The 23,580-nt window shown below is 65.9% G+C and carries 23 protein-coding genes; 6 read left to right on the top strand and 17 right to left on the bottom strand.

From position 1 onward, the window contains the following. Window positions 1–8: 8 nt before the first annotated feature. Window positions 9–710, bottom strand: a complete 702-nt coding sequence (locus WIMU1_RS04295) for a sterol desaturase family protein (RefSeq protein ID WP_062795249.1) — start codon at window positions 708–710, stop codon at window positions 9–11. After that, window positions 700–1,461, bottom strand: a complete 762-nt coding sequence (locus WIMU1_RS04290) for a FadR/GntR family transcriptional regulator (protein ID WP_062795248.1) — start codon at window positions 1,459–1,461, stop codon at window positions 700–702. Before WIMU1_RS04290 ends, WIMU1_RS04295 begins: the two co-directional genes overlap by 11 nt. Window positions 1,462–1,533: 72 nt before the next feature. On the opposite strand from WIMU1_RS04290, the gene WIMU1_RS04285 reads away from it, so the two are divergent. Continuing rightward, a complete protein-coding gene (locus WIMU1_RS04285; protein WP_062795247.1) occupies window positions 1,534–2,964 on the top strand; it encodes an amidase in 1,431 nt (476 codons plus the stop codon). Between the two features lie 24 nt (window positions 2,965–2,988). On the opposite strand, the gene WIMU1_RS04280 is transcribed toward WIMU1_RS04285, so the two are convergent. From WIMU1_RS04280 to WIMU1_RS04265, 4 genes are all read right to left on the bottom strand, one after another. Then, entirely contained in the window at window positions 2,989–5,097 is a 2,109-nt protein-coding gene (locus tag WIMU1_RS04280) for a RecQ family ATP-dependent DNA helicase (protein WP_062795246.1), read from the bottom strand. Between the two features lie 161 nt (window positions 5,098–5,258). Further along, window positions 5,259–6,167, bottom strand: a complete 909-nt coding sequence (locus WIMU1_RS04275; protein ID WP_062795245.1) for a DNA-3-methyladenine glycosylase family protein — start codon at window positions 6,165–6,167, stop codon at window positions 5,259–5,261. A 7-nt stretch (window positions 6,168–6,174) separates the two neighbouring features. Further along, on the bottom strand, window positions 6,175–7,560 hold the full coding sequence (gene lpdA / locus WIMU1_RS04270) for a dihydrolipoyl dehydrogenase (RefSeq protein ID WP_062795841.1): 1,386 nt from the start codon (window positions 7,558–7,560) through the stop codon (window positions 6,175–6,177). 98 nt (window positions 7,561–7,658) lie between these two features. Further along, on the bottom strand, window positions 7,659–7,832 hold the full coding sequence (locus WIMU1_RS04265; protein WP_157366783.1) for a hypothetical protein: 174 nt from the start codon (window positions 7,830–7,832) through the stop codon (window positions 7,659–7,661). Between the two features lie 180 nt (window positions 7,833–8,012). On the opposite strand from WIMU1_RS04265, the gene WIMU1_RS04260 reads away from it, so the two are divergent. After that, entirely contained in the window at window positions 8,013–9,215 is a 1,203-nt protein-coding gene (locus WIMU1_RS04260; RefSeq protein WP_062795243.1) for an NADH:flavin oxidoreductase, read from the top strand. 3 nt (window positions 9,216–9,218) lie between these two features. Here WIMU1_RS04260 and WIMU1_RS04255 read toward each other — a convergent pair whose 3' ends face one another. Together WIMU1_RS04255 and WIMU1_RS04250 are read right to left on the bottom strand one after the other, a co-directional pair. Further along, window positions 9,219–10,454, bottom strand: coding sequence for an RNA polymerase sigma factor (locus WIMU1_RS04255; protein WP_245969120.1), 1,236 nt, complete (start codon window positions 10,452–10,454; stop codon window positions 9,219–9,221). After that, entirely contained in the window at window positions 10,445–10,813 is a 369-nt protein-coding gene (locus tag WIMU1_RS04250; protein WP_062795242.1) for a YciI family protein, read from the bottom strand. The genes WIMU1_RS04255 and WIMU1_RS04250 overlap by 10 nt, the downstream gene beginning before the upstream one ends. Window positions 10,814–10,923: 110 nt before the next feature. On the opposite strand from WIMU1_RS04250, the gene WIMU1_RS04245 reads away from it, so the two are divergent. Further along, window positions 10,924–13,005: a prolyl oligopeptidase family serine peptidase gene (locus WIMU1_RS04245; RefSeq protein WP_062795837.1), complete on the top strand. Its 2,082-nt coding sequence runs from the start codon at window positions 10,924–10,926 to the stop codon at window positions 13,003–13,005. Window positions 13,006–13,019: 14 nt separating this feature from the next. Here the strand turns inward: WIMU1_RS04245 and WIMU1_RS04240 are convergent, their stop codons facing one another. The 5 genes from WIMU1_RS04240 to WIMU1_RS04220 form a co-directional block, all read right to left on the bottom strand. Then, window positions 13,020–14,540 carry a DUF2079 domain-containing protein gene (locus WIMU1_RS04240; RefSeq protein ID WP_062795241.1) on the bottom strand — a complete coding sequence of 507 codons (1,521 nt, stop codon included), beginning with the start codon at window positions 14,538–14,540 and terminating at the stop codon, window positions 13,020–13,022. A 96-nt stretch (window positions 14,541–14,636) separates the two neighbouring features. After that, on the bottom strand, window positions 14,637–15,848 hold the full coding sequence (gene dinB, locus WIMU1_RS04235; protein WP_062795240.1) for a DNA polymerase IV: 1,212 nt from the start codon (window positions 15,846–15,848) through the stop codon (window positions 14,637–14,639). A gap of 54 nt (window positions 15,849–15,902) precedes the next feature. Then, a complete protein-coding gene (locus WIMU1_RS04230) occupies window positions 15,903–16,727 on the bottom strand; it encodes a hypothetical protein (RefSeq protein ID WP_062795239.1) in 825 nt (274 codons plus the stop codon). An 84-nt stretch (window positions 16,728–16,811) separates the two neighbouring features. Beyond that, on the bottom strand, window positions 16,812–17,780 hold the full coding sequence (gene ppk2 / locus WIMU1_RS04225; protein ID WP_174548696.1) for a polyphosphate kinase 2: 969 nt from the start codon (window positions 17,778–17,780) through the stop codon (window positions 16,812–16,814). Window positions 17,781–17,963: 183 nt separating this feature from the next. Continuing rightward, window positions 17,964–18,482, bottom strand: coding sequence for a DUF6764 family protein (locus tag WIMU1_RS04220; protein ID WP_243404745.1), 519 nt, complete (start codon window positions 18,480–18,482; stop codon window positions 17,964–17,966). A gap of 286 nt (window positions 18,483–18,768) precedes the next feature. Here WIMU1_RS04220 and WIMU1_RS04215 point away from each other — a divergent pair, with 286 nt between their 5' ends. Further along, window positions 18,769–19,206 (top strand): SRPBCC family protein, encoded by a 438-nt coding sequence (locus tag WIMU1_RS04215; protein WP_023957558.1) that lies wholly within the window; start codon window positions 18,769–18,771, stop codon window positions 19,204–19,206. A 12-nt stretch (window positions 19,207–19,218) separates the two neighbouring features. On the opposite strand, the gene WIMU1_RS04210 is transcribed toward WIMU1_RS04215, so the two are convergent. Beyond that, window positions 19,219–19,650, bottom strand: a complete 432-nt coding sequence (locus WIMU1_RS04210; protein ID WP_062795237.1) for a PPOX class F420-dependent oxidoreductase — start codon at window positions 19,648–19,650, stop codon at window positions 19,219–19,221. 174 nt (window positions 19,651–19,824) lie between these two features. On the opposite strand from WIMU1_RS04210, the gene WIMU1_RS04205 reads away from it, so the two are divergent. Further along, a complete protein-coding gene (locus WIMU1_RS04205; RefSeq protein ID WP_062795236.1) occupies window positions 19,825–21,417 on the top strand; it encodes an FAD-dependent oxidoreductase in 1,593 nt (530 codons plus the stop codon). Then, window positions 21,414–21,761, top strand: coding sequence for a 4Fe-4S dicluster domain-containing protein (locus WIMU1_RS04200; protein WP_062795235.1), 348 nt, complete (start codon window positions 21,414–21,416; stop codon window positions 21,759–21,761). The genes WIMU1_RS04205 and WIMU1_RS04200 overlap by 4 nt, the downstream gene beginning before the upstream one ends. A gap of 34 nt (window positions 21,762–21,795) precedes the next feature. Here WIMU1_RS04200 and WIMU1_RS04195 read toward each other — a convergent pair whose 3' ends face one another. The 3 genes from WIMU1_RS04195 to WIMU1_RS04185 form a co-directional block, all read right to left on the bottom strand. After that, entirely contained in the window at window positions 21,796–22,677 is an 882-nt protein-coding gene (locus WIMU1_RS04195; protein WP_062795835.1) for an aldo/keto reductase, read from the bottom strand. Window positions 22,678–22,729: 52 nt separating this feature from the next. Then, entirely contained in the window at window positions 22,730–23,026 is a 297-nt protein-coding gene (locus WIMU1_RS04190) for a WhiB family transcriptional regulator (protein WP_023957568.1), read from the bottom strand. 111 nt (window positions 23,027–23,137) lie between these two features. After that, window positions 23,138–23,398, bottom strand: a complete 261-nt coding sequence (locus WIMU1_RS04185; protein WP_120802843.1) for a hypothetical protein — start codon at window positions 23,396–23,398, stop codon at window positions 23,138–23,140. Between the last annotated feature and the right edge of the window lie 182 nt (window positions 23,399–23,580).

Raw genomic sequence — 23,580 nt, 5'->3', positions numbered from 1 at the left:
CAACGGGGTCAACTCAGGGCGTGAAGGTTTTTCGCCGTCGGTGACTTCTCGACCGACTCGGGATCAGGGTCCGTCCCCAGCAGCCGATCGGCCGTACCGGAGGTGGTCACGGTGAACCAATAGTGCTCGCTCTTGTAGTGATGAAACCGGTGGTTGCGCCACGTCGCCTTGTACAGACGGCTTTTCGGCTTGTAGTCGGTATGGATCAGATAGTGCGTCCACTCGTAGACCAGCCCCAGCGCACCCAGAGTGGTCAGGAATGTCAGTCCCAGCCCGAGCGGTCCGAACGCGAAGACGCCGATCAGGACTGCGACCGGGATCACGACGCAGAGCACCTGCCACGGGATGAAGATCAGCGGTATGTTCCGCGGATCCCGGTGGTGTTCACGATGTTTGCGCGAGAGCAGTGAATCGACCTTCAGCGAACCGACAGATCTCGGGCGCCAGTGGAGAACACCGACGTGAATGATCCACTCCGCCAGCGGGAACGACGCGATCATCACCGCCGGTACCACCGCGTCGGTCCAGTGCCAATCGGCCACCACGACGCGAGCTGTACCGGCCCCGGCCAGCAGCACCGCGATCATCCACGGTGTGGGATGTCGCACGAACTCGCCGAACGCGGCCCCGAGGGTCAGTCCACGGCGAGTGCTCGATCGCCCCTGCTCGTCTTTACGAACCCGGTCATGGGCTCGACGGTCAGATGTCATCGGTGTCCTCCGTATCGACTGTCCCCTCGCGCAGCAAGGTCTCCATGTCTCCGAACGCCGACATCAAGATCGATGTGGCGGGTTCGAGCAGGCTGGCGGCCGCCTTGGTGGCCGCCGCAGGATCGCGATCGGCGATCGCCTCGACGATCGCGCGGTAACCGTCGGCGTTGCCGACTTCGTCAGCCAGCGCCACCGCGAACGCTGACAACGCCGGCTCGTAAGCGGCCCGCATGGTGTTGTACAAGAGCCGGAAAGTGATCGAGTCGGCACCATCGACCACCGCGTCCCAGAAATCGAGCGCGGCAACCTGTTGCGCCACAGGCTCTGCAGTGTCGGCGAGCTTCTGCGCCGCCGACCGCGCCGCGGCTATCTGAGTAGCGTTTGCACGCTGCGCAGCCAGTTCGGCCACCTTGGGTCCGATGTGCGCCCTGGCCTCCACCACCGAGCGGGCCACGGACACATCGAGTTCGCCTCCTCGAAACAGCAGTCGAGGAAGCAGATCGAGCCCGCCGAACCTTCTGACGTCCTGGACTGTGGTGCCCCCACCCTGCTTGATGCTGACCAAACCTGCCGCGGCCACACGCTTCATGGCCTCACGAATGGCCGGTCTCGACACACCCAGCACTCGGGCCAACTCCCGCTCGCTGGGCAGGTTCTGGCCTGCGGGCAGGTCCCCGCTGAGCACTCCGTCGACGATCTGCTCGAACACGTCTTCGGGCACGCTGCGATGTCTGATCGGTTCGAACGGCATGACCCGACGATAGAAGCGACCCTGGCCATAGGTCAAGTGGTCTTACCAATATCGGAGGGCTAGCGTGAGTCCATGACCGACCGAACCCACGTCCACGCGTTCACCGACGACGCGCTCGGCGAACACGACGCCACGTCACTGGCCGCAGCGATCGCCGCAGGTGAGATCAGCGCGCGCGAGGCAGCCGACTCCGCCATCGCCCGCGCGGAGAAGGTGAATCCCGAACTCAACGCGATCGTGGTGACGGACTACGACCGCGCCCGCACTGCCTCCGAGCGGCCGGCCGACGGGGTGTTCGCTGGGGTCCCGACCTTCATCAAGGACAACACCGATATCGCCGGCCTGCCCACGGGCCACGGCTCCGAAGCCGTTCACCCGAAGGTCAAGGCCACCACGGAGCCGTACGCCGAGCAGTACCTCGCCTCAGGCATGACGATGCTGGGCAAGACCACCCTGCCCGAGTTCGGCTTCAACGCGACCACCGAATTCCAGCACCTGCCGCCCACCCGAAATCCGTGGAACACCGCGTATTCCGCCGGTGCCTCATCCGGCGGGTCGGCCGCGCTGGTCGCTGCAGGGGTGGTGCCGATCGCTCACGCCAACGACGGCGGCGGGTCGATCCGTATCCCGGCTGCCGCATGCGGATTGGTCGGCCTCAAGTTGACGCGAGGCCGCGAGGTGCAGTCGTTGCAGGGCAAGCAGATGCCGGTCGACATCGTGTCGAACAACGCGGTGACCCGTACCGTGCGCGACACCGCTGCGTTCGTCGCAGCAATCGAACAGTTCCGGCCCGCCGCGAAGTTGCCCCGCGTGGGCAAGGTGGAAGGCCCATCCGAGCGACGTCTGCGGATCGGATTGATCACCGATTCCATCGCAGGCGAACCCACCGACGCAGAGACCAAGTCGGCCGTCGACGACACGGCAGCGCTGCTGGCATCTCTGGGTCACGACGTCCGCGACATCACGATTCCCACCGATCAGACCTTTGTCCGCGACTTCATCCACTACTGGGCTCTGATGGCCTTCTCCACCCAGCATTTCGGCGGTCGGGTGACGGGTTCTCCGTTCGACAAGTCGAAGACGGACTCGCTGACCAAAGGCCTGGCGCGGCAATTCGTTCGCCGGCCATGGCTGACGCCGTTGTCGATCCGTGGCCTCAAGAGAAGCGAGCGCCAGTACCGCGAGACATTCACCGACCTCGACATCGTGCTGTCGCCGGTTCTCGGGCACACCACCCCGGAGCTCGGATACCTCTCCCCCGCAGCCGGATTCGACGTAATGTTCCCGCGCTTGGTCAACTACGTGAGTTTCACCCCGTTGAACAACGCCGCCGGTGGACCGGCCATGTCACTACCGCTGGGTCGCACCACCGGCGGCCTGCCCATCGGCGTGCACTTCTCGGCGGCACATGGTGACGAACGAACCCTGCTGGAGTTGGCGTTCGAGCTCGAGGCAGCGCGTCCCTTTGCCCGTATCCAGGACCAGGTGCAGGCAACCGGCTGAGCCACCTCAGCAACCCGAGGGCGACTAGCTCACACTTGCCAGCGCGAACGGCAGCACCTCGCTCGCACCGGCCCTGCGTACCTGGCGTGCGGCCATCGTCAAGGTCCATCCGGTGTCGGCGATGTCGTCGACCAGCAGCACCGGCCCCGCCACTTCGGAGAGTACTGCCGGGTCTGGATCGACCCACGACTCGGCAAGTGCGGCAACGCGATATGCGGAGTTGGCGGCAGTCACCGGCCGACGGTCGGGCGCGTACCGCAGCGTGCCGAGATTGGTCAGTCGGCCCAGTTCCGACAAGCGGTCGGTGACCGAACCGATCAGGATCGGGTGGGTGTCAGAGTCGAGCCCCATGATGGCCGTGGGCCGGTTCTGCCACGGCCAGGCTGCCAGAACTGCGACAGCTGCCTTGATCACCTCGTCCGGGGCCGGGGCGTCCGGCTCGTCGAGCAGCCGGCGCAGGCGCGCGCCCCAGCCCAGGTCGGTGAGACGGCCGATGACCCGGCCCATCTCGGGACCGTCTTTGATCTTGCCGGACAGCTCCACACCGAGCTTCTTCATTCCCGACGGCCACTGCTTGCGTGGGGCCAGTTCGACGCCCGGCCGTTGCAACTGGTCGCGGGCCGCATCCAGTGCTGCCCGGTCGACGTCGGCCGAATAGCGTTGTCCGGCACAGTTGTCACACCGTCCGCACCTGCTGCCCGACTCCAGTTCGGGGTCGTCCAATTGTTCCCGCAGGAACGCCATCCGGCACCCGTCGGTGTCCTGGTAGTCGAGCATCGCCTGCTGTTCGCGGCGACGTGCCTGCTCGAGCTTCTCGTACCGCGCCTCGTCGTACGTCCAGGGCTGGCCCGTACCCAGCCAGCCGCCCTTGACCCGCCGAACCGCCCCGTCGACGTCGAGCACCTTGAGCACCATCTCCAGCCGCGACCGCCCGAGGTCGACCAGCGGCTCCAACGCCGGTGTCGATTGTGGTCGCTCGGTGTCGAGCGCCTCGATGACCCTGCGCACCAACGCTTCCGGGGGAAAGGCCACCGACGCGAAGTAGCGCCAGATCTCCTGGTCTTCGCTGCCCGGCAGCAGGATCACCTCGGCGCTCGCCGTGGAGCGGCCCGCGCGGCCGACCTGCTGGTAGTAGGCGATCGGCGACGACGGCGCGCCGAGGTGGACGACAAAGCCGAGGTCCGGCTTGTCGAATCCCATGCCGAGGGCCGAGGTGGCCACCAAGGCCTTCACCCGATTGGCGAGGAGGTCGGCCTCGAGCTGTTCGCGCTCGGCCGCGTCGGTGGATCCCGTGTAGGCCGCGACCTGATGGCCCATGTCGGTGAGCAGTGTTGCCACATCGCGGGCCGCCGAGACGGTGAGCGTGTAGATGATGCCCGATCCTTCGATCGAACCGATGTGTGCGGCAAGCCAAGCCACCCGCTCGGCCGAGGTCGCGACCTTCACCACCGACAGGTGCAGCGACTCGCGGTCGAGGCCACCACGCAGCACCAGCGTGTCACCGCCACCCACCCCGAGCTGGGCGGCCACGTCGTCGACCACCCGGTCGTTGGCGGTCGCGGTGGTGGCGAGCACCGGCACGTCCGTACCCAGTTCGGCAACCAGTGTGCGGATCCGCCGGTAGTCAGGCCGGAAGTCGTGGCCCCAGTCCGACACACAATGCGCCTCGTCCACCACCACGAGCCCGGCGTCGGCGGCGAGAGACGGGAGGACGTTGTCGCGGAAGTCCGGGTTGTTCAAGCGCTCCGGACTGACGAGGAGGACGTCGAGGTCACCTTCGGCCACCCGCTGGTGGATGTCGTCCCATTCGGTGACATTGCCCGAGTTGATGGTCGCGGCCTTGACGCCGGCCCGCTCGGCCGAGGCAACCTGGTTGCGCATCAGGGCCAGCAGCGGCGAGACGATGACCGTGGCGCCGCGGCCCTCGGCACGCAGGAGTTTGGCCGCGATGAAGTAGACGGCAGACTTTCCCCAGCCCGTGCGTTGCACCACCAGCGCGCGTCGCCGCTGCACGACCAGCGCCTCGATCGCCGTCCACTGATCGTCGCGCAACGTGGCGGCCGGGCCTGCCAGTTGCTCGAGGATCTCCTGGGCCTGCGCACGCGTGGCTGTGGTTCCGGTTCCCGTGGTCATTGCCCCATCGTGCCCTGCTTCTACGACAACGTCTCCATCGGTGGAACGCTCGCCGCGGAACTGCGGTGGTGCCGTGCCGCACCAGAGCTCCGCGGCCGCTCACCCAGCTCGCCCGCGCTCGCACTACAGACCGAGCAAACCCCAGAACCCCGAGCGCCGGATCACATGTTGCGATAGTCGCGTGTGTACATCCGTGGACCGCGGCGGGCGGGCATCGGCATGTACAGCTCGATGAGCCGGATCACCCGATAGCGATGTCCCGCATAAGGTTCGAGTAGTTCCAGCATGCGGTCGTCGTCGATCGCATCACCGATCAGCGTATGGCCCACCTGGGAGGGGATGTGATAGTCCCCGACCGGTACCGCGTCTGCGTCACCGACCGCGCGAACCCTCGTTTCGGCGGCCGTCCACGGCCCGACCCCTCGGAGCAGGTGGAGTTTGTCGGCCTTGCGTTCGACGTCGTAACCCGCGGCCCGGACGATGGTCTTGCGCCGGGCCGGTTCGGCACCGCTGGCGTGCCACTCCCACTGCGGGATCTCGCGCCACACCTGCTGCGGCGGCGGTACCTTCATGCTCGGCGAGCCGGGCGCGGGTTCGCCGTACTTGCGCACGATGTACCGCCAGGCCCGCCAGGCTTCGCGGCCGGTCACCTTCTGCTCCAGGACGGCTGCCGCAAGCGCCTCCCACACCCGGTCGGTGCGGCCGATGCGCAGCCCCTGACCCTGATGTGCCAGCCCGGCGATCACATCGTGATGCGCGACGAACTCGTCGGCGTTGTCGTCGCTGCCCAGCATGCGGGGCATCTGGTCGAGCAACCACCCTGCGCCGGGCCCCCACGCCCTGCCGACCACCGTCTCACCCGGCCGCGACACGGCCAGTGTGCCGGGCCCGTCGGGGGTGTGAATCGCCCGCCAGATCGACCCGTTCGGCGCGTACTTGAACGACGGATCACCGCTGCCACGACGATGCAGACTCAAGGTCGCACGAATGTTCAACGGCCCCTGCGGAATCCACTCGCGGGACAAATGCGTGGGGCCCGGCGAGATCTCGCCGGGCCCAACGATCGACATGAGAGGTCTAGAGGTTGATCATGTGCCCGATGGCACCGTGGAAGGTTTCCTGCATCGCCTCGGACATCGTCGGGTGGGTGTGCACGTTGCGCGCCAGCTCGGTCGCCGTCAGATCCCACTTCTGGGCCAGTGTGAGCTCCGGCAGCATCTCCGAGACGTTGTCGCCCACGAGGTGCCCGCCGATCAGCTCACCGTGGGTGTTGTCGGTGATGAGCTTGACGAAGCCGGTCGGCTCGCCGAGCCCCTGCGCCTTGCCGTTCGCGGTGAACGGGAAGGTGGACACCTTGACGTCGTAGCCTTCTTCTTTCGCCTGGTCCTCGGTCAGTCCAAACGAGGCGACCTGCGGTTGGCAGAAGGTGGCGCGCGGCATCATCCGGTAGTCGTCGATGATCATGGTCTCGGCACCGCCGATGGTCTCTGCAGCCACCACACCCTGCGCTTCGGCGACGTGGGCCAGCATCAGCTTCCCGGTCACGTCACCGATGGCGAAGATGCCGTCGACGTTGGTGCGCATGTAATCGTCGATCGCGATCGCTCCGCGGTCGGTCACCTCGACACCGGTCTTGTCCAGGCCGTAGCCGTCGACGCGCGGCGCGAAGCCCACCGACATCAGCACCTTGTCGACGGTGAGCTCCCCGTCTTTGTCCTTGGAGTCGGTGTACTTGACGACCACCTGCGATCCCTGGTCGTCGATCGACTGCACCCGGGTGGAGGTCAGGATCTTGACACCGAGCTTCTTGTACGCCTTCGCGAGTTCCTTCGACGAGTCCTTGTCCTCGTTCGGCAGGACACGGTCGAGGAACTCGACGATGGTGACGTCGACCCCGTAGTTCGCCAGAACGTAGCCGAACTCCATGCCGATGGCGCCGGCGCCGACGATGACGATCGAGTCGGGCAGCTCACGGGTGAGGATCTGGTCTTCGTAGGTGACCACGTTCTCCGACAGCTCGACGCCGGGAAGGAGTTTCACGGTGGCGCCCACCGAGATGATCACATTGTCGAACGTGATCTCACGGTCGCCGACCTTGATTGTCTTAGCGTCGGTGAACTCGCCGAAGCCGTCGATCTCGGTGATCTTGTTCTTCTTCATCAAGAAGTGAACGCCCTTGACCATCTTGTCCGCGACCTGGCGGCTGCGGTCGAACGCAGCACCGAAATCGAAGGTGACGTCGCCGGAGATCCCGAAGGTCTTGGCCTGATGATTGAAGACGTGCGCGAGTTCTGCGTTACGCAGCAACGCCTTGGATGGGATGCATCCGACGTTGAGGCACACCCCGCCCCAATATTTCTCTTCGATTACTGCGGTTTTCTGTCCGAGTTGCGCCAGCCGGATCGCGGCGACGTAACCTCCCGGACCTCCGCCGAGGACAACTGTGTCAAAGTGTTCAGCCACGACGTCCACCCTACGTCGCCGCACCTGCGGGCGCTGACGGATACCCCTAGTGGGAGCAGTCTTCGTTCAGAGCGAACAAGTCCGGCCACAGCGGGCGTTCAGCACGTCGGGATCCACAGCCAACGGTCAGGACGCTTGGGCATGTCGGCGTCGTCGGTGTCCGCGACCGCGTCGTCGATACCGGGGTCGAACGGGAGATCGGTCACCGACCGGCGTGGCTCGTCGTCCCGACCGTCCTGCCCGTGCTGCCCTCGATCTCGCTGTGAACTCATCTGCATGCTCCTGCTGGGTGCGCGTGCGGCACATCGCCCTGTGTTCACGGCCATTCGCCGACACCACGAAATCGTCTCACCATAAGGTTCGGTGCGCGGCCGCACACGGATTGATTCAGCGGGCAAACCAACTAGAACGTGTTCTTGTTTGCGATCCCAAACCGCGCTACGGTCCCAGGGGTGCAGCCCACACCGTTCGAACCAGCCTCGCTAGGTCCACTGCGATTGAAGAATCGCCTGATCAAATGCGCCACCTTCGAGGGCGCCACGCCCGAGGCGCTGGTCACGCCCGAGTTGATCGAGTTCCACCGGGAAGTGGCAGCCGGCGGGGTGGCGATGACAACGGTCGCCTATTGCGCCGTGTCGCCCGAGGGCCGAACCGACCGCCACCAGATCTGGATGCGACCGGAGGCGATACCCGGGCTACAGAAACTGACCGACGCGATCCACGCCGAAGGTGCCCTCGCCGCAGCTCAATTGGGTCACGCGGGACCAGTTGCCAACCCCATCTCCAATCAGGCCAAGGCCCTGGCACCGTCGCGGATTCCCGCGCCGATGGGCATGACCCTGTGCCGCAAGGTCACCACCGACGACATCGCATCGATGCTCGTGAAGTTCCGCCGCGCGGCCCGTATCGCCGTGGACAGCGGTTTCGACGGCCTCGAGATCCACTTCGGCCACAACTACCTGGCCAGCAGTTTTCTCAGCCCACTTCTCAACCGCCGCCACGACGAATACGGCGGATCCCTGGTGAACCGCGCCAGATTCTGCCGCGAGATCGCCGAGGCGGTACGCGATGAGGTCGGCGATGAGGCCGCGGTGTGGGCGAAACTCAGCATGTACGACGGCTTTCCCGGGAGTCTGCAGGTCGATGAGGCCTGCCAGGTCGGCAGACTCCTCGAAAGCGACGGGCACCTCGACGCCCTCGAACCGACCGCGGGCAGTTCACTTCTCAATCCGATGTATCTGTTCCACGGCGATGCTCCCCGCAAGGAGTTCGCTGCTTCGTTCAAGGGCGTGATGCGGTGGGGGCTCAAGGCCGTCGGCCCCTTCTTCCTCAAGGAGTACGACTACCACCCCGGCTATCTCCTGCCGCTCTCCCGACAGCTGCGTGAGGCCGTCTCCATGCCGCTGATCCTGCTCGGCGGCATCACCGACCGCGCTTCGATGGACACGGCCATGGCGGAAGGCTTCGAGTTCGTGGCGATGGGGCGCGCGCTGCTCCGCGAACCCGATCTGCCACTGCGCATCGAAGCCGACCCGTCGACGGTGTCGCAGTGCATCCACTGCAATCTGTGTATGCCGACCATCTACTCCCACACCCGATGCCCCATCCGCACCGGTGAGCGGGTTGCGCACGGCAATGTCGTGGCACCGGCCTGATCGTCATGTGAGCCGGGCGAGCCGGGCGAGCCGGGTCTGCAGATATGCGCGTTCAGCCGGGTCGGTTGTCAGAGAGATCGCCTTGTCGTAGGCGGCCACCGACTCTCTTGAGCGCCCGAGTTCTTCGAGCAGGTGGGCCCGGGTGGACCAGGCCGGCTGAAAGTGTCCGGTCTTGTCGCCGAGGTCGTCGAGCATGGTCAGGGCGGCCTGCGCGCCATCGACCTCGGCCGTGACCGCGGCCAACGCGACGGCACCCCCGAGGGTCGGCGCCACGGCACCCAAGACGAGGTACAGATCCCGGATGGCCGCCCAATCCGTCGCCCCGGTGACCCTGCGCGCGCAGTGCAGTGAGCTGATCGCCGCTTCCAGCTGGAAACGTCCGAGCTCTCCGATGCGGTGCGCCGCGTGGAGATGCGACATCCCGCGATCGATCAGGTGCTGGTCCCACCGGGTCGTGTCCTGCTCGGCCAGCGGGACCAGCCGACCGACGTCGAACCTGGCCGGCGACCGGGCATTCGACAGGGTGATCAGCGCCGCGAGGCCGTGGGCCTCGGCATCGTCGGGCGCCAGTGCGCTGAGGGTCTCGGCGAGGTGGAGCGCTTCGGCGGTCAGCGAGTCGCGTGTGGCCGTGCCCCCGCTGTGCCAGTCGATGGCGAACGCGCCGTAGACGGCTTCGAGGACCGCCGCCATCCGTGACGGCAGTGCTGCCGCATCAGGTACGGCAAAAGGAATCCGCGCCGCTTTGATTCGCCGTTTGGCACGTACCAGTCGGGCCGCCATCGCGGTGGTCGGCACGGAGAACGCGCGACCGATCTGATCGGCGGTGAAGCCGAGCACCGTGTTGAGCATGAGTGGTGTGTGCATGGCGGTGTTGATCGCCGGATGGGCGCACACCATCATCAGGGCCAGCCTGCGGTCTTCGATCTCGTCGGGATCGATGTGGTCGATGTGGACCGGGGCGTCGCGAATCGGATCGAGGGTGGTGGTGGACCGTTCGGCGGCCGACCTCCACCGGTCCCTTCTGCGGTTGCGGGCGACGGTGAGCAGCCACGCATCGGGATTGGCCGGCACGCCATCGACGGGCCAGCGCGTCAGGGCTCGCTCGAATGCGTCGGCGAGCGCGTCTTCGGCAGCGGGAACATCCCCATCGGCAGCGGCCAGTAGCGCGACCAGGCGACCGTATGAGGTGCGGGCGGCCTCTGCCGCTCGCACCTTCGCCGGTTCAGTGCTCAGGTCCACGAACCGTCGACGAAAGATGTGGCGGCAGGGCGGATCTCGATCACCCCGAACTGTGCGCCCGGGCATTTCTCCGCCCAGGCAAGCGCAGCGTCGAGGTCGGGGACGTCGATGACGAACACACCGGCAAGAGCTTCCTTGGTGTCGGCGAACGGTCCGTCCTGGATCTGCAGACCGCCGTCTCTGAGAGTGAGCGTTGTCGTCGCGGCCGTGGAGGCGAGCACTTCGGCGGCGATCAGCACCCCTGCGGATTCGAGGGCACGGGCGTACACCCCGAAGGCCCGCTGGGCGTCGGCGATGTTCTCCTCCGACACCTCCCCCGGGTTCGGCTCGGCGTAGTTCATCAGTAGCGAGTAACGCATGGGATCTCCTTGTGTTCTGCAGTCTCAGTGTGGTGGATCGGGCGGTCGTGCACAGCGATGACGATCGAGATGGGGCTGAATCGACAGATCAGTTGCGGGGCACGGACCGCATGTGCGGCAGACTGGGTCCGGTGAGCGACACCGATCCCTATCTATGGCTCGAAGACGTAACCGGCGAGAACGCTCTGACGTGGGTGCGCGAGCACAATCAGCCCACGATCGAGGCCCTCACCACCAGCAGTCGGTTCGCCGACCTGGAGGCCGCCGCGCTGGAGGTGCTCGACACCGACGACCGCATCGCCTACGTACGCCGCCGCGGCGAGCACCTCTACAACTTTTGGCGTGATGCGACGAATCCGAGGGGGCTGTGGCGCCGGACGACCCTCGAGGAATACCGCACCGACTCACCCGAGTGGGACGTGCTCATCGACCTCGACACGGTCGCCGCCGACGAGGGCGAGAACTGGGTGTGGAAGGGCGCTCTCGTCCTACGGCCGGACCATCGCCGGGCCTTGATCCTGCTGTCCAGAGGGGGCGCCGACGCGTCGGTCGTCCGCGAGTTCGATCTGCGAACGCGCACCTGGATCACCGCCGATCACGGTGGTTTCGAGCTCCCGGAGAACAAATCCGACATCAGCTGGATCGACGACGACACCGTCTATGTCGGCACGGACTTCGGCGATCAGCCCGACGGCGAGTCGTCCCTGACCAACTCGGGATATCCGCGGGTGGTGAAGCGCTGGTCACGCGGCACCTCACTCGAGGAAGCCGAGACGGTGTACACGGGCGCAACGAGTGATGTTGCGGTACAAGCGATGTACGACGACACGATCGGGTTCGAACGACATTTCCTGATCAGGTCCACCGACTTCTTCAATCAGGAGTTCTACGAGCTCGCCGACGGAGAGCCCACCCTGATCGACGTCCCGACCGATGCGCACACCAGTGTGCACCGCAACTGGTTGCTCGTGTTCACCCGATCACCGTGGAACCTCGCGGAATCCGGGAACGACACCCAGGACCAGCGCGAATCGACCTACGCCACCGGCACCTTGGTGGTGTTCGACTACCCGTCGTACCTTGCGGGCGACCGCACAGGGACAGTGCTCTTTGCACCCGACGACCACACCAGCCTGCAGAACTTCTCCTTCACCTCCGCGCATCTGGTCCTGGTGACCCTGCGCGATGTGCAGACCGAACTCCGTTTGCTGAGCGTTACCGATTGGTCGGTGTCCGAGCTGTCCGGGCTGCCTGAACTGGCCACCATCTCCGTACTCGACACCGACCCCGACCACAGCGACGAATTGTTCTTGTCGGCAAGCAGTTTCACCACCCCACCGAGCCTGCTGCACGGGTCGAGCACCGACGGAGTGGCCCCCATCAAGCAATCGCCCGAGTTGTTCGACGCGTCCACGGTGTCCGCATCGCAACACTTCGCGACGTCGGACGACGGCACGCGGATCCCCTATTTCGTGATCAAACGGGACGATGTGTCGCAGGGCCCCACCCTGCTGTACGGATACGGCGGTTTCGAGAACTCGATGACACCCGCGTACGGCGCGATTTCGGGTCGGAACTGGATCGCCCGCGGCGGTGTCTACGTGATCGCGAACATTCGCGGCGGCGGCGAATACGGTCCCACGTGGCACACTCAGGCCCAGCTCGCAGGCAGGCATCTGGTGTACGAGGATTTCGCTTCTGTGGCAAGGGATCTCGTCGACCGGGGACTCACCACCGCGGACAAGCTCGCGGCACAGGGCGGTTCCAACGGCGGGCTGCTGATGGGCGTGATGCTCACCAGTTACCCAGAACTGTTCGGCGCCTTGGTCTGCCAGGTTCCGCTGCTCGACATGCGGCGCTACCACCTACTGTTGGCAGGAGCGTCGTGGGTGGCCGAGTACGGAGACCCCGACGACCCCGAGCAGTGGGAGTTCATCTCCAAGTACTCGCCCTACCAGTTGTTGCGGGCCGATGCGACGTACCCGGCGCTTCTGATGACCACCTCCACCCGTGACGACCGAGTGCATCCGGGCCACGCACGTAAGTTCGTCGCACGCATGGAGGAGCTCGGCCATTCGGTGAGCTACTACGAGAACATCGAAGGCGGGCACGGCGGCGCCGCCGACAACAAGCAGGCCGCGTTCAAGTCAGCCCTCGCCTACGAGTTCCTGTGGGAGAAACTGGGCGGATGAGTCAGGCCGGCCGGTCAGCGGAGTCTGAGCAACACCACACCGTCGTCGGCCGCCACGCGCACGTACTGCCCGCTGTCCTCGATCTTCTCGAGCGCCTTGTTGGTGTCGGCCTTGTTGGCCGGGAAAAGGCCGGAGATGTTGGTGTCCACCATGATCCACTGCGCAGTGGAACGATCACGCTTCTGCTTCGGGAACAGGGTCACCTCGTGATCGGCGACGAGATGCGGAGCCAGGTTGTTGGTGGTGGCCACGGATTGGCCGTCGGGGATCATCGCGCCGAACTCGTCGACGGCCTGCGCCTGGTCGCCGCGTGAATAGAAGTCGCGTTCGGTCAGCCGGTCCAAGGGCCCGGCCCAGGCCAACACCACCGCGATCGCCGCAGCCGCTGCAGCGAAGCCGACAACAGTGCGTTGCGACATCGACCGCCCCCGCAATCTGATCAAGGCGTCGAGCATCGCGACGATCATGATGGGCATCAACGTCGCGTTGTAGTGGAAACCGAAGCCCCAGTACAGATGGTTCACGCTCAGGAAACGCCAGGTCAGGGTCGGCACTGCCACCAGGATGATCGGTGAGCGAACGGCCAAGAACAGCGTGATCACCAGCAGGAGAAATGCGGTGGAGGCACGCGTGTCACCCTGCGACACCCCGATGATGAATCCGCGCACACCCTCGGCGGGCGAGTCGGCGAACTTCGATTCGTAGGCGTAGTCGCCGCTCCCCATCGCCGGGATGATCACCTTGGCCGCGATCAGCGTCCAGGCGGCGCCCCAGATCGCGGTGCCGATGGCCCATCGATAGGACACGCGGCCGAATCGCAGCGCGACGACGGCAGCGATCACCACAACCGTGACGCCGAGATCCTCTTTGCAGAAGACGAGTGGCAGGGCGTACAGCAGGGCAGCCCGCCAACGCTCCTCCACCACGGCGACGAGGCTGAACGCCAGCAGGGGCACCGCGAGCGCGATCTCGTGGAAGTCGAACGCCAGTGCCTGGGCGATCCCCCATGCCAGCCCGTAGGCGATCGCGATGAAGACCCCGACCACCATGCCGAGTCGTGTGGCGGCCAGCCGCACGATCGGTATCGCCGCGAGCGCGAACAGCAGCCCCTGCACGACCAGCAAGGTGACCGGCGTCGGGAACAGCCGATACAGCGGTCCGATCACAGCGATCCATGGCTGGAAATGATCACCGAGGAGGTTGACGTCGGTGCCTTCGAGCGGCACGACGGGGGCGCGGAAGTGCCCGTAGGCCTTCACTGCCTGCGTGAAGATTCCCAGGTCCCACCCGGTGGAGCCGAAACGCTCGTGGCGCTGGATCGAATACAGGCAGTAGATCGTCGCCAACACGGCGAACGTGGCGAGCGCCAAGATCCACGGCGGGGTGCGGACCGCGATCAGTATGTCGGCGACTCGCGTCCGCGCCGAACCACTCGCCACGGTGGAGGTCGACGAATCGGGAGCCGGTCCGTCCGGCTGCCGCGACGACACGTCTGTCGCAGTGCCGGTTGCGCGGACCTCGGTCACCTCATCCATGGGTCGCCTGCCAAGACATTCAGCAACCGTAACCCGAGATTCTGTGTTTGCGCTGACGGTCCCGACCCCGATTCGAGCTCTCCCGCCTTGCGGGTGTCAGTCGGGGAGCATCGGCGCGGCCATGCCCTGATCGCGTCCGATGAGAACTGCCCGCGTCACTGCCCCGGCACCGAAACGGTCTCTGAGCCCGTCGATGGTGATGTCCAGTTTCTCCTGGTGATGCTCGTCGAACGGCAGCGCGAGCTGGATGGAGTCGTTGCTGTCGAGGTTCGTCAACGACAACCCGATCAGCGTGCAGCCCTTGTCCCGGATCATCGGCATGGCTTCGTCGAGCAGGGCACGCGCGGCCGTCATGAGTACCTGCGTGCCGTCGGTGGGTTCGTACAGAGTTCGTGAACGCGTCACCCGGGTGAAGTCGTCGAACCGCAATCGGAGGATCACAGTGCGACACACGCGTTCTGCTTTACGTAGGCGTTTACCGAGCCGATCGACGATGCCCACCATGGATGCCTCGAGATCCTCCTGGGTTTTGGGTCGCCGCCCCATCGCCCGTTGTGACCCGATCGACCGGCGACGACGCCCGACCTCCACCCGGCGTGGATCGCGCGCCATCGCCAGCGCATACAGGTGCGAACCGGCGCCGCGCCCGAGCAGCGACGCGAGAGTCGGCTGACCAACGGCCGCCAGGTCGCCCACGGTGGACAGGCCCGCATCGCGCAGCTTGCGTGACGTCACCGCCCCGACACCCCAGAGCCGTTCCACCGGCAACGGGTGAAGGAACTCGAGTTCACCACCCGGCGGCACCTCGAGCAGCCCGTCCGGCTTTCCCACCGCACTGGCGACCTTCGCAAGGAACTTGGTGCGCGCGATGCCGACAGTGATCGGCAGCCCGACCTCGATCCTCACCCGCTCGCGCAATCGGGCGCCGATCTCGGCCGGTGACCCACTCACCCGGTAGAGACCGCCGACATCGAGGAACGCCTCGTCGATCGAGATGCCCTCCACCAGAGGCGTGGTGTCCCGGAAGATGTCGAATACTGCCTGGCTTGCCTCGACGTAGCTGTCGAAACGAGGCCGCATCACCACGGCGTCCGGGCACAGGGCGACCGCCTCGCGGCCGTTCATCGGAGTGCGCACCCCGCGGGCCTTGGCCTCGTAGCTTGCCGCGAGGACCACGCCCCCACCGCCCACGATGACCGGACGGCCGCGCAGCTCGGGGTGGTCGCGCTGCTCGACCGCGGCATAGAAGGAGTCGAGGTCGGCGTGCAGGATGCTGGCCAGCTCCCGCGGCTCTTCGGACACGAACACATGTTCGCATGCCGGTCTGACACCACTGGTGGAGTGCGTGCCGGGACGCGAGGGTCAGTAGCGGCGACGCTCCAGCGCAACCGAGATCAGCAGGCCCACCGCACCGAGGGCGACGCCGGCGCCGACGGCGATCAGACCCACCTCCTGCATGTCACCGACGACCTTGTCGACGATGATGTCGCCGACCTCCCGGGCCGAGTCATCGGCGCCGGAGACCTCGTCGAGGGCCCGTCGTTGCACGCCCTCCCCGAGGAGCCACGTCGCGATTCCGCCGAGGATCACCCCGAAGCCCACGGCCAAGAGCACAAAGCCCCGCCGTCGTGCGACCACGAGGGCGAGCACCGTGGCGACCACCGCGATGACCAACGAGCTGATCGCGAGCAGACCGATCTGGTTGCCCAGATTGTGGTACCGACCCGCCTCGAGTCCCGACTGGGCAGAATCGCTCAGCGGCACCAGGATCGGCCCCTTGATCTCGATGCCACCGAAACCCACGTCCGCGATGACACGGTTGACCATCGCCGTCAGGTCGAGGGACATCACCTCGCCCTCGCTTTCGGGCGTGGCCTCCTTGAACAGCCAATCGTGCTGCTGGATCATCGCGTCGGCGAAGTCCTGCTCGAAGTTGTCGCTCTTGGTATAGGTGTCGGCGAGCGGGGCGATCAGGCCATCGGGTACCAGGGGCGCCTGCGACGACACCTGGGCGGTGATCTCGTCGGCGATGTACTGCTGCACGGTCGTGTTGTCGGCCAGCGGCGCCACGGTCTCCCGGAATCCGTCACGATCGACAACCCGCTCGTTCACGAAGTAGGCGGGCACGGCGACGGCGGCCGCGACGATGGCGACCAGGCACAGCACTGCGGCAAGGAAGGAACGCACCGGCTCAGGTTACAGATCGGGCGGCGTGAACCGCGGTAGGCAGGCCATGACCGTCATACGACCACTCGCGAGTGCCATCGGCGTCTACTCCCCCAGCAGATCGCGTGCCCGGCCGACGATGAGCGGATCCGGCTCCCCGACGATGTTGGCGTCCTTGTCGTCGTAGTCGAACAGGTTGAGCACGTACCGCATCGCGTTGATGCGGGCCCGCTTCTTGTCATTGCTCTTGACCACGATCCACGGCGCTTCTTCGGTGTCGGTCTCAGCGAACATCTCTTCTTTGGCCGCGGTGTACTTGTCCCACTTGTCCAGCGACGCGATGTCCATCGGCGACAACTTCCACTGACGCACCGGGTCCACCTGACGAATCGCGAAGCGAGTGCGCTGTTCCAGCGGGGACACCGAGAACCAGAACTTCACCAGATCCATACCGTCGTCGATCAGCATGGCCTCGAAGAGCGGTGCCTGCCGCAGGAACTGGGCGTGTTGTTCGTCGGTGCAGAACCCCATCACCCGCTCCACACCGGTGCGGTTGTACCAGGAGCGGTCGAACATGACGATCTCCCCGGCGGCGGGCAGATGCTGCACGTATCGCTGGAAGTACCACTGGGTCGATTCACGCTCGGACGGCTTCTCCAGCGCGACCACCCGGGCACCGCGCGGGTTCAGATGCTCCATGAAACGTTTGATGGTGCCGCCCTTGCCCGCCGCGTCGCGCCCTTCGAAGACGAACACGTGCCGGCTGCTCGTGCGCTTGCTCCACTTCTGGAACTTCAGCAACTCGATCTGCAGCAGCCGCTTCTCCAGCTCGTACTCGTCGCGACTCATGCGCTCGTCGTACGGGTAATCCTCACGCCAGGTGTCGATGACGTTGCGCCCGGGAAGGGTCAGGAGGCGGGGATCGTCATCATCGCGGTCGTCGACGAGGAACTGGGTGGTGTCGGCGAGGTCGACGATCTTTTGGAGGGCCTCGCGGCCGGCGACGACGCTGAAGTCGGGACCGACGTCGGGGTGGTCGGGCCCGAAATCCGAGAGGCGCAGAATTTCATTCACCTCTCCAAACTAAACCGGACGCACCGCTGTTACATGGCCGAAGGGTGAACTGGCGGTGATCCAGCGGTCACGGTCGTCACGGGCCGGACGCGGCATCCAGACAGGGCAAAGGGCGACACCGTGATCGGCGCCGCCCTTCGCATGGAGGTGCGGGGGTTGATTTCTGCCCCCGCAGTGTGGGTTCTAAGAGGCCGGCCGCGGGGTGGAGAGCCAGATGCCGCCGGATCCGATGCAGGCCTGCCCGGTCGAGGTGTCGACCGCTGCGGCGAAGCTGCCCGAACACGTGGTGCCGTAGGGGCCCGAGTAGGCCGTACCACCCCAGCCGGCAACCGCTATCGACGTACCGCCCGCACGAGCCTGGCTGACGGCCATCCCGCCGGGCCCGGTGGTGATCGAGTATCCCGTGCCACCCGTCACCGCACCGGACAGTGCCGACGTATTCGGTTGCAGGTTGTACGCATTGGCGTTTCCGCCGGTGTTCGACGATGCGACGGCGGTGCCGTTGCGGCTGTGGTCCTCAGCGTGCGCAAAGCTGCCGGGGCCGGCCTTCGCTCCACACGCGCCGTACCCGTCTGTCCGAATCACGTTGTGCCCGTTGGCCGCAGTGCACGTCAACGGGTCGGCCGATGCGCCACCCGCCCCTGCAAGACCGGCCAGCGCGAGCGCCGCGGTACCGATCAGCCCGGCCACCCCCGCCCGCACCAAGCCACGAGAACGAACACGAAAAACATTACTACTGAACAACATTGATCCCATCACGAACGAAAAACACGTATCCAGTGCCCCCCGTCAAGGCATTGGCCGGCCGGTGCAGTGGTACCACGTCGGCCTTACCGAACAGACCATACTCCGGCCGGACCGGACACAGCCCCCGTTCTTGTGCATCGGTCTGATCACGAAAACTCCGTCGCCGACAATGCCCACGTCGCCGCGACTCCCCCGCGCAAAAGCGACGGGGCGTCCCGCCGGCAGGTGTACTTTTTGGTCCATGCCTGTCAACGCGAAGACCGAATTCGACATCGACGCCCCTCCCGCCGTCGTCATGGAGATCTTGATGGACGTGGAGTCGCTGCCGCAGTGGTCCGGCCCCCACAAAAAGGTCGAGATCCTGGAAGAACACGAGGACGGCGCACCCAAGAAGGTGAAGCTCGAACTGCAGGCGGTCGGCCTGACCGACCACCAACTCCTCGACTACAGCTGGACCGAGAACACCTGCACCTGGGACCTCATCGAAGCCGACCAGCTGAGCTACCAGCACGGCCAGTACACGCTCACCCCCAAAGGCGACAAAACCCATGTCGAGTTCGTGCTCGACGTGGAACTGAAGGTGAAGCTGCCAGGGCTGATCGTGAAGCAGGCCCAGAAGACGGCGCTCAACACCGCGCAGAAGGGACTCAAGGAGGAGGCCAAGCGCCGCCAGCGCTGACAGCCCGGGCCGTCAGCCGATACGGCCGTACAGGTGCTCGGCGTAGAGCCGGATGACCAGTCGCTTGTCGTCCACCATGGCGCGGGCGAAGTCGTCCCAGTCGGGATGTTCGCCGAGTACGTCGCGGTAGAGGTCGATCAACTCCGACACGGTGTCGTCCTCGGTGGTCGCCGCTGCCACCGGGCTCAGTTCCACCCGACCCTCGGCCACCGCGTAGTTCCAGCCGTCAGCGCTGCTCACGTGAATACTGGCGCGCGGGTCACGACGCAGGTTGGCGACCTTTGCCCGATCCGCGGTGACCGAGATGCGTACGCACTGCTCTCGTGGATCGAAGGAGTAGCTGACGGTGGAGAGTTGCGGGACCCCGCTGCGCCGGATGGTCGCCAGGGTCCCACGGGTGTGTTCGGTGATGAACTCGGACAGAGCAGCTCGGTCGGTGGGCATACCTCGACTATCGCCCCACGCGTTCGGTGCCGCAAGTACGCCGATCTCTGCACCCGGTCCGTGATCAGGCCGGGGCCAGAATCACCCTGACCGCAACGGTTCTGCCGTACCCCGTGCCGCCATAACCTCCGATGTACACCCGCGTCGCCGTACGCCAGTCACATCAGGAGCCCGATGTCAGCACCACTGGAATTGTCCACCGACGTGCTCGTGATCGGCGGCGGCCCTGCTGCGGCGTGGGCGGCGCTGCACGCCCGGCAGGGTGGCGCCGAGGTGATCCTCGTGGACAAGGGATACTGCGGAACAAGCGGCGCCACAGCGCCTTCGGGCACCGGCGTCTGGTACGTGGCCCCCGATCCGGAGTTGCGCGGCGCAGCCAAGGCCAGCCGCGAAGCTCTGGGGGGATACCTCGCGGACCATTCCTGGATGGACCGCGTCCTCGACCAGACCTACCTGAACATGAACCGCCTGGCGACCGAGGGCCGTTATCCCTTCCCCATCGATCCCGAGACCGGCCGGGAGAACCGCACGGGTGTGCAAGGTCCCGAATACATGCGGCGGATGCGAGCCTGGATCACGCGAGCAGGCGTCACGATCCTCGACCACTCCCCAGCCCTTGAACTACTGGTGGAACCCGACGGCTCGGTGCGCGGTGCGGCCGGGTACCAACGACATCACCATCGCGACTACTCGATCACCTCCGGCGCGGTGGTGCTGGCCAGCGGCGGTTGCGCATTCCTGTCCCGGGCGCTGGGCACCAACGTCGACACCGGCGACGGAACGCTGATGGCCGCAGAGGTGGGAGCCCAGCTCTCCGGGATGGAGTTCTCCAACGCTTACGGCATCGCGGCAGCCGGGTCCACCGTGACCAAGACCGCCTACTACGGGTACGCCACCTTCTTCCATGACGACGGGCGCGTACTCGAGGGCGCCGGGTCGTCCGGTGGACGCTCGGTGATCGCGCGAACGTTGCTCAGCGAGAAAGTGTTCGCCCAGCTGGACCGCGCCGACGAAGAGGTACAGCGCAGGATGCGTCTCGGTCAGCCCAACTTCTTCCTGCAGTTCGATCGCCGTGGCATCAATCCGTTCACCGACCGTTTCGAGGTGGACCTGATCGCCGAGGGCACGGTCCGCGGAACCGGAGGTGTCGACCTCGTCGACGACACCTGCGCCACCTCGGTGCGAGGGCTCTACGCGGCGGGTGACGCGGCAACGAGGGAACGGATCTGCGGAGGCTTCACCGGTGGCGGCAGCCACAATTCGGCATGGGCCATGTCGTCCGGCACATGGGCGGGTTCCGCTGCGGCGCAACACGCCTTGGCCCAGTCCCCGGTCGGCCAGCACGATCTGATCGGGGCGGGTCAGGCCGGCCTGCGTCCCACGTCCCGCCCGTCGCTGCAGCCCGACGAGGTGATGGCGGCGGCACGACAACAGTTGCTCCCGCTGCGCAAGAACTACCTGCGGCATGGAGATCGAATGGTGGAAGCGGTCAACGAACTCGACACCCTGTGGGCAGGCCTGTCTGCCGACCTGGGTCCTCTCGCCGGCCCCGACCGCGTGCGGGCCAGACAGGCAGCCGCGGTCACCGCCGTGGGCCGGTGGATGTACCGGTCTGCGTTGAGTCGCACCGAAACTCGTGGCATGAGCAAGCGTGAGGACCATCCCGACCAGGATCCGCGCCAGCACCACCACATCCTGTCCGGAGGTCTGGACAAGGTGTGGACAGCGCCGCGGGCCACCGCTCCGACACTGGCCCACGCGTCATGATCGAACTCGTCCTGGCGGACAAGTGCATCGGGTGCGACAAGTGCATCGACGCGTGCCCCACCGACGTGTTCGACCGCGGCAATGACGGGATCCCGCACATCGCAAGGCAATCGGACTGCCAGACCTGCTTCATGTGCGAGGCGTATTGCCCCACCGACGCACTTTATGTGGCACCGTCGTCCGAACCGGTCGCCGACCGGACGACGCTGGCGGACGCACCGGTCGGATCCTATCGAGCCGAGCTCGGCTGGGGTCACGGACGGACGCCGGGAAGCCGGGTGGCCATCGGCCCGGCCATCCCGCACGGAGCGCTGCCACCCAGGATCATCGCCGTCGGCGACTGACCATCACCGCACCGCTCAGTGCTGCGTCAGACGATCATTCGGGAGCACCGACGTTGAACTCGTTCGGGTCCGCGCCCACGCGTACCCCATCGTTCAGCGTGGCGATGTCGCCGAGATCGGCGTCGGTGAGTTCGAAGTCGAACACGTCGATGTTCTGAGCGATCCGGTCGGGATTGACCGACTTGGGGATGACAACGAGACCGTTCTGCAGATGCCATCGGATCAGGACCTGCGCCGGGGACTTGCCGTGCTGCTCACCGATCCGGGAGATCAGCGGATCGGTCAACAGGGTGTTCGGTTTGGAGTCCTTGCCCCAGCCCGAGTTGCTGGTGCCTCCCAGTGGGCTCCACGATTCGACGACGATGCCATGCCGGTCCGCGACGTCGCGGATCTCCTGCTGCGGCAGATGCGGATGCAGTTCCACCTGATCGACGGCAGGCAGCGTTCCGCCCCGATTCACCAGTAGTTCGAGGTGGCGGGGTTCAAAATTGCACACGCCGATCGCCTTTGCGCGACCGCTCTGTGCAATCTCCTCGAGCGCGTCCCACGTCCTGAGCAATCGGTCGTCGTCCAGCAGGGGCCAATGGATCAGGTATAGGTCCACGTAGTCCAGCCCGAGCCGCGACAAGCTCTGGTCGAACGCCTGCTTCGCCGGCTCGAATCCCTGGTCGGCGTTCCACAGTTTTGTGGTGACGAACAGTTCGGAACGATCCACGGACGCGGCCGCAAGAGCACGGCCGACACCCTCTTCGTTCCCATACGCGGCCGCGGTGTCGATGTGGCGGTAACCGGCGTCGTCGATCGCAGACCGCACGGCCTGCTCGGTCTCCTCGTTGGACGCCTGCCACACCCCCAGGCCCAGCTGCGGAATGGACGTCCCCGAGTTGAGGTCGATGGTCGGAACATTTGTGGTCATGGAACCAGCGTAACGAGAAGCAACGGTACGGCCGTTCCACATCGTGGCCGGCTCACGCCGAACGGGCGTCACGAGCGACGGCCGCGATCTCGTCGACCGTCATCCCTCCCCAGATGCCGTGTTTCTCGTCGAACTCCACGGCATGGTCGCGGCACTGCCGCACCACGGGGCAGCCGTTGCACAGGGCTTTGGCCTCGGCCTCGCGGCGCCTTCGGACTGCGGCGGGCTCACGTCCTGACGGTGCGAAGAAGATCTCCCAGTCGATCCCCTGGTCGCGGCAACGCCCGCGCACCCGCCAATCCCAGCCGCCCACACCGGATTCGGCGCCGAACGCAAACACTTCCACCACCCACTCCCCTTGGTTGATCGCTCTCTGCCGCCAAGCATTCATGACGACATGCGCCGAGCGGAGTGTTGTCGCCGACCGAGTCCGAACCATTGACATCGGTACGGCGAGCAGTCAAGCAGACTTACCGTGAGCGCTCAGGTCGCGACGGGAGTCGAGTTCTTCACGCAGACGGGCGAACCACCCGCACGACGTTCCCCCGTAACGCCTGCTGTATTCGATTGCCCGCGCCGCGAGAGCCGAACGGGTGTGCCGATCATCGGGCCGACCTTCGGCAGGCGCGCACAGGTGCATCGTCGGTATCGCCTGTGGCGCTTCGGGATGCGCGGCCGCAGCCGCCATCATGAGGTGATCGGCGGACATCAGACTGCTCATGGGCATGGCACGCTCCAATAGACGGTTTGTACCCATTGAGCCGGTGATCGTCGCAGTTGGCGAGGGTTAGAGTCACGCTGATCGAGACTCCGCCCACAGGAATCTCTCTCGTGACAGGTCCGTTGGCAGGACAACACGCCAACAGCGAGTCCCGCCCGCCGACCTTCACCGGAGAGTTCTGA

This window comes from Williamsia muralis NBRC 105860 (assembly GCF_001598915.1).
In the GTDB taxonomy this organism is placed as follows: domain Bacteria; phylum Actinomycetota; class Actinomycetes; order Mycobacteriales; family Mycobacteriaceae; genus Williamsia; species Williamsia muralis.
This window is presented reverse-complemented; position numbering and strand designations above follow the sequence as displayed.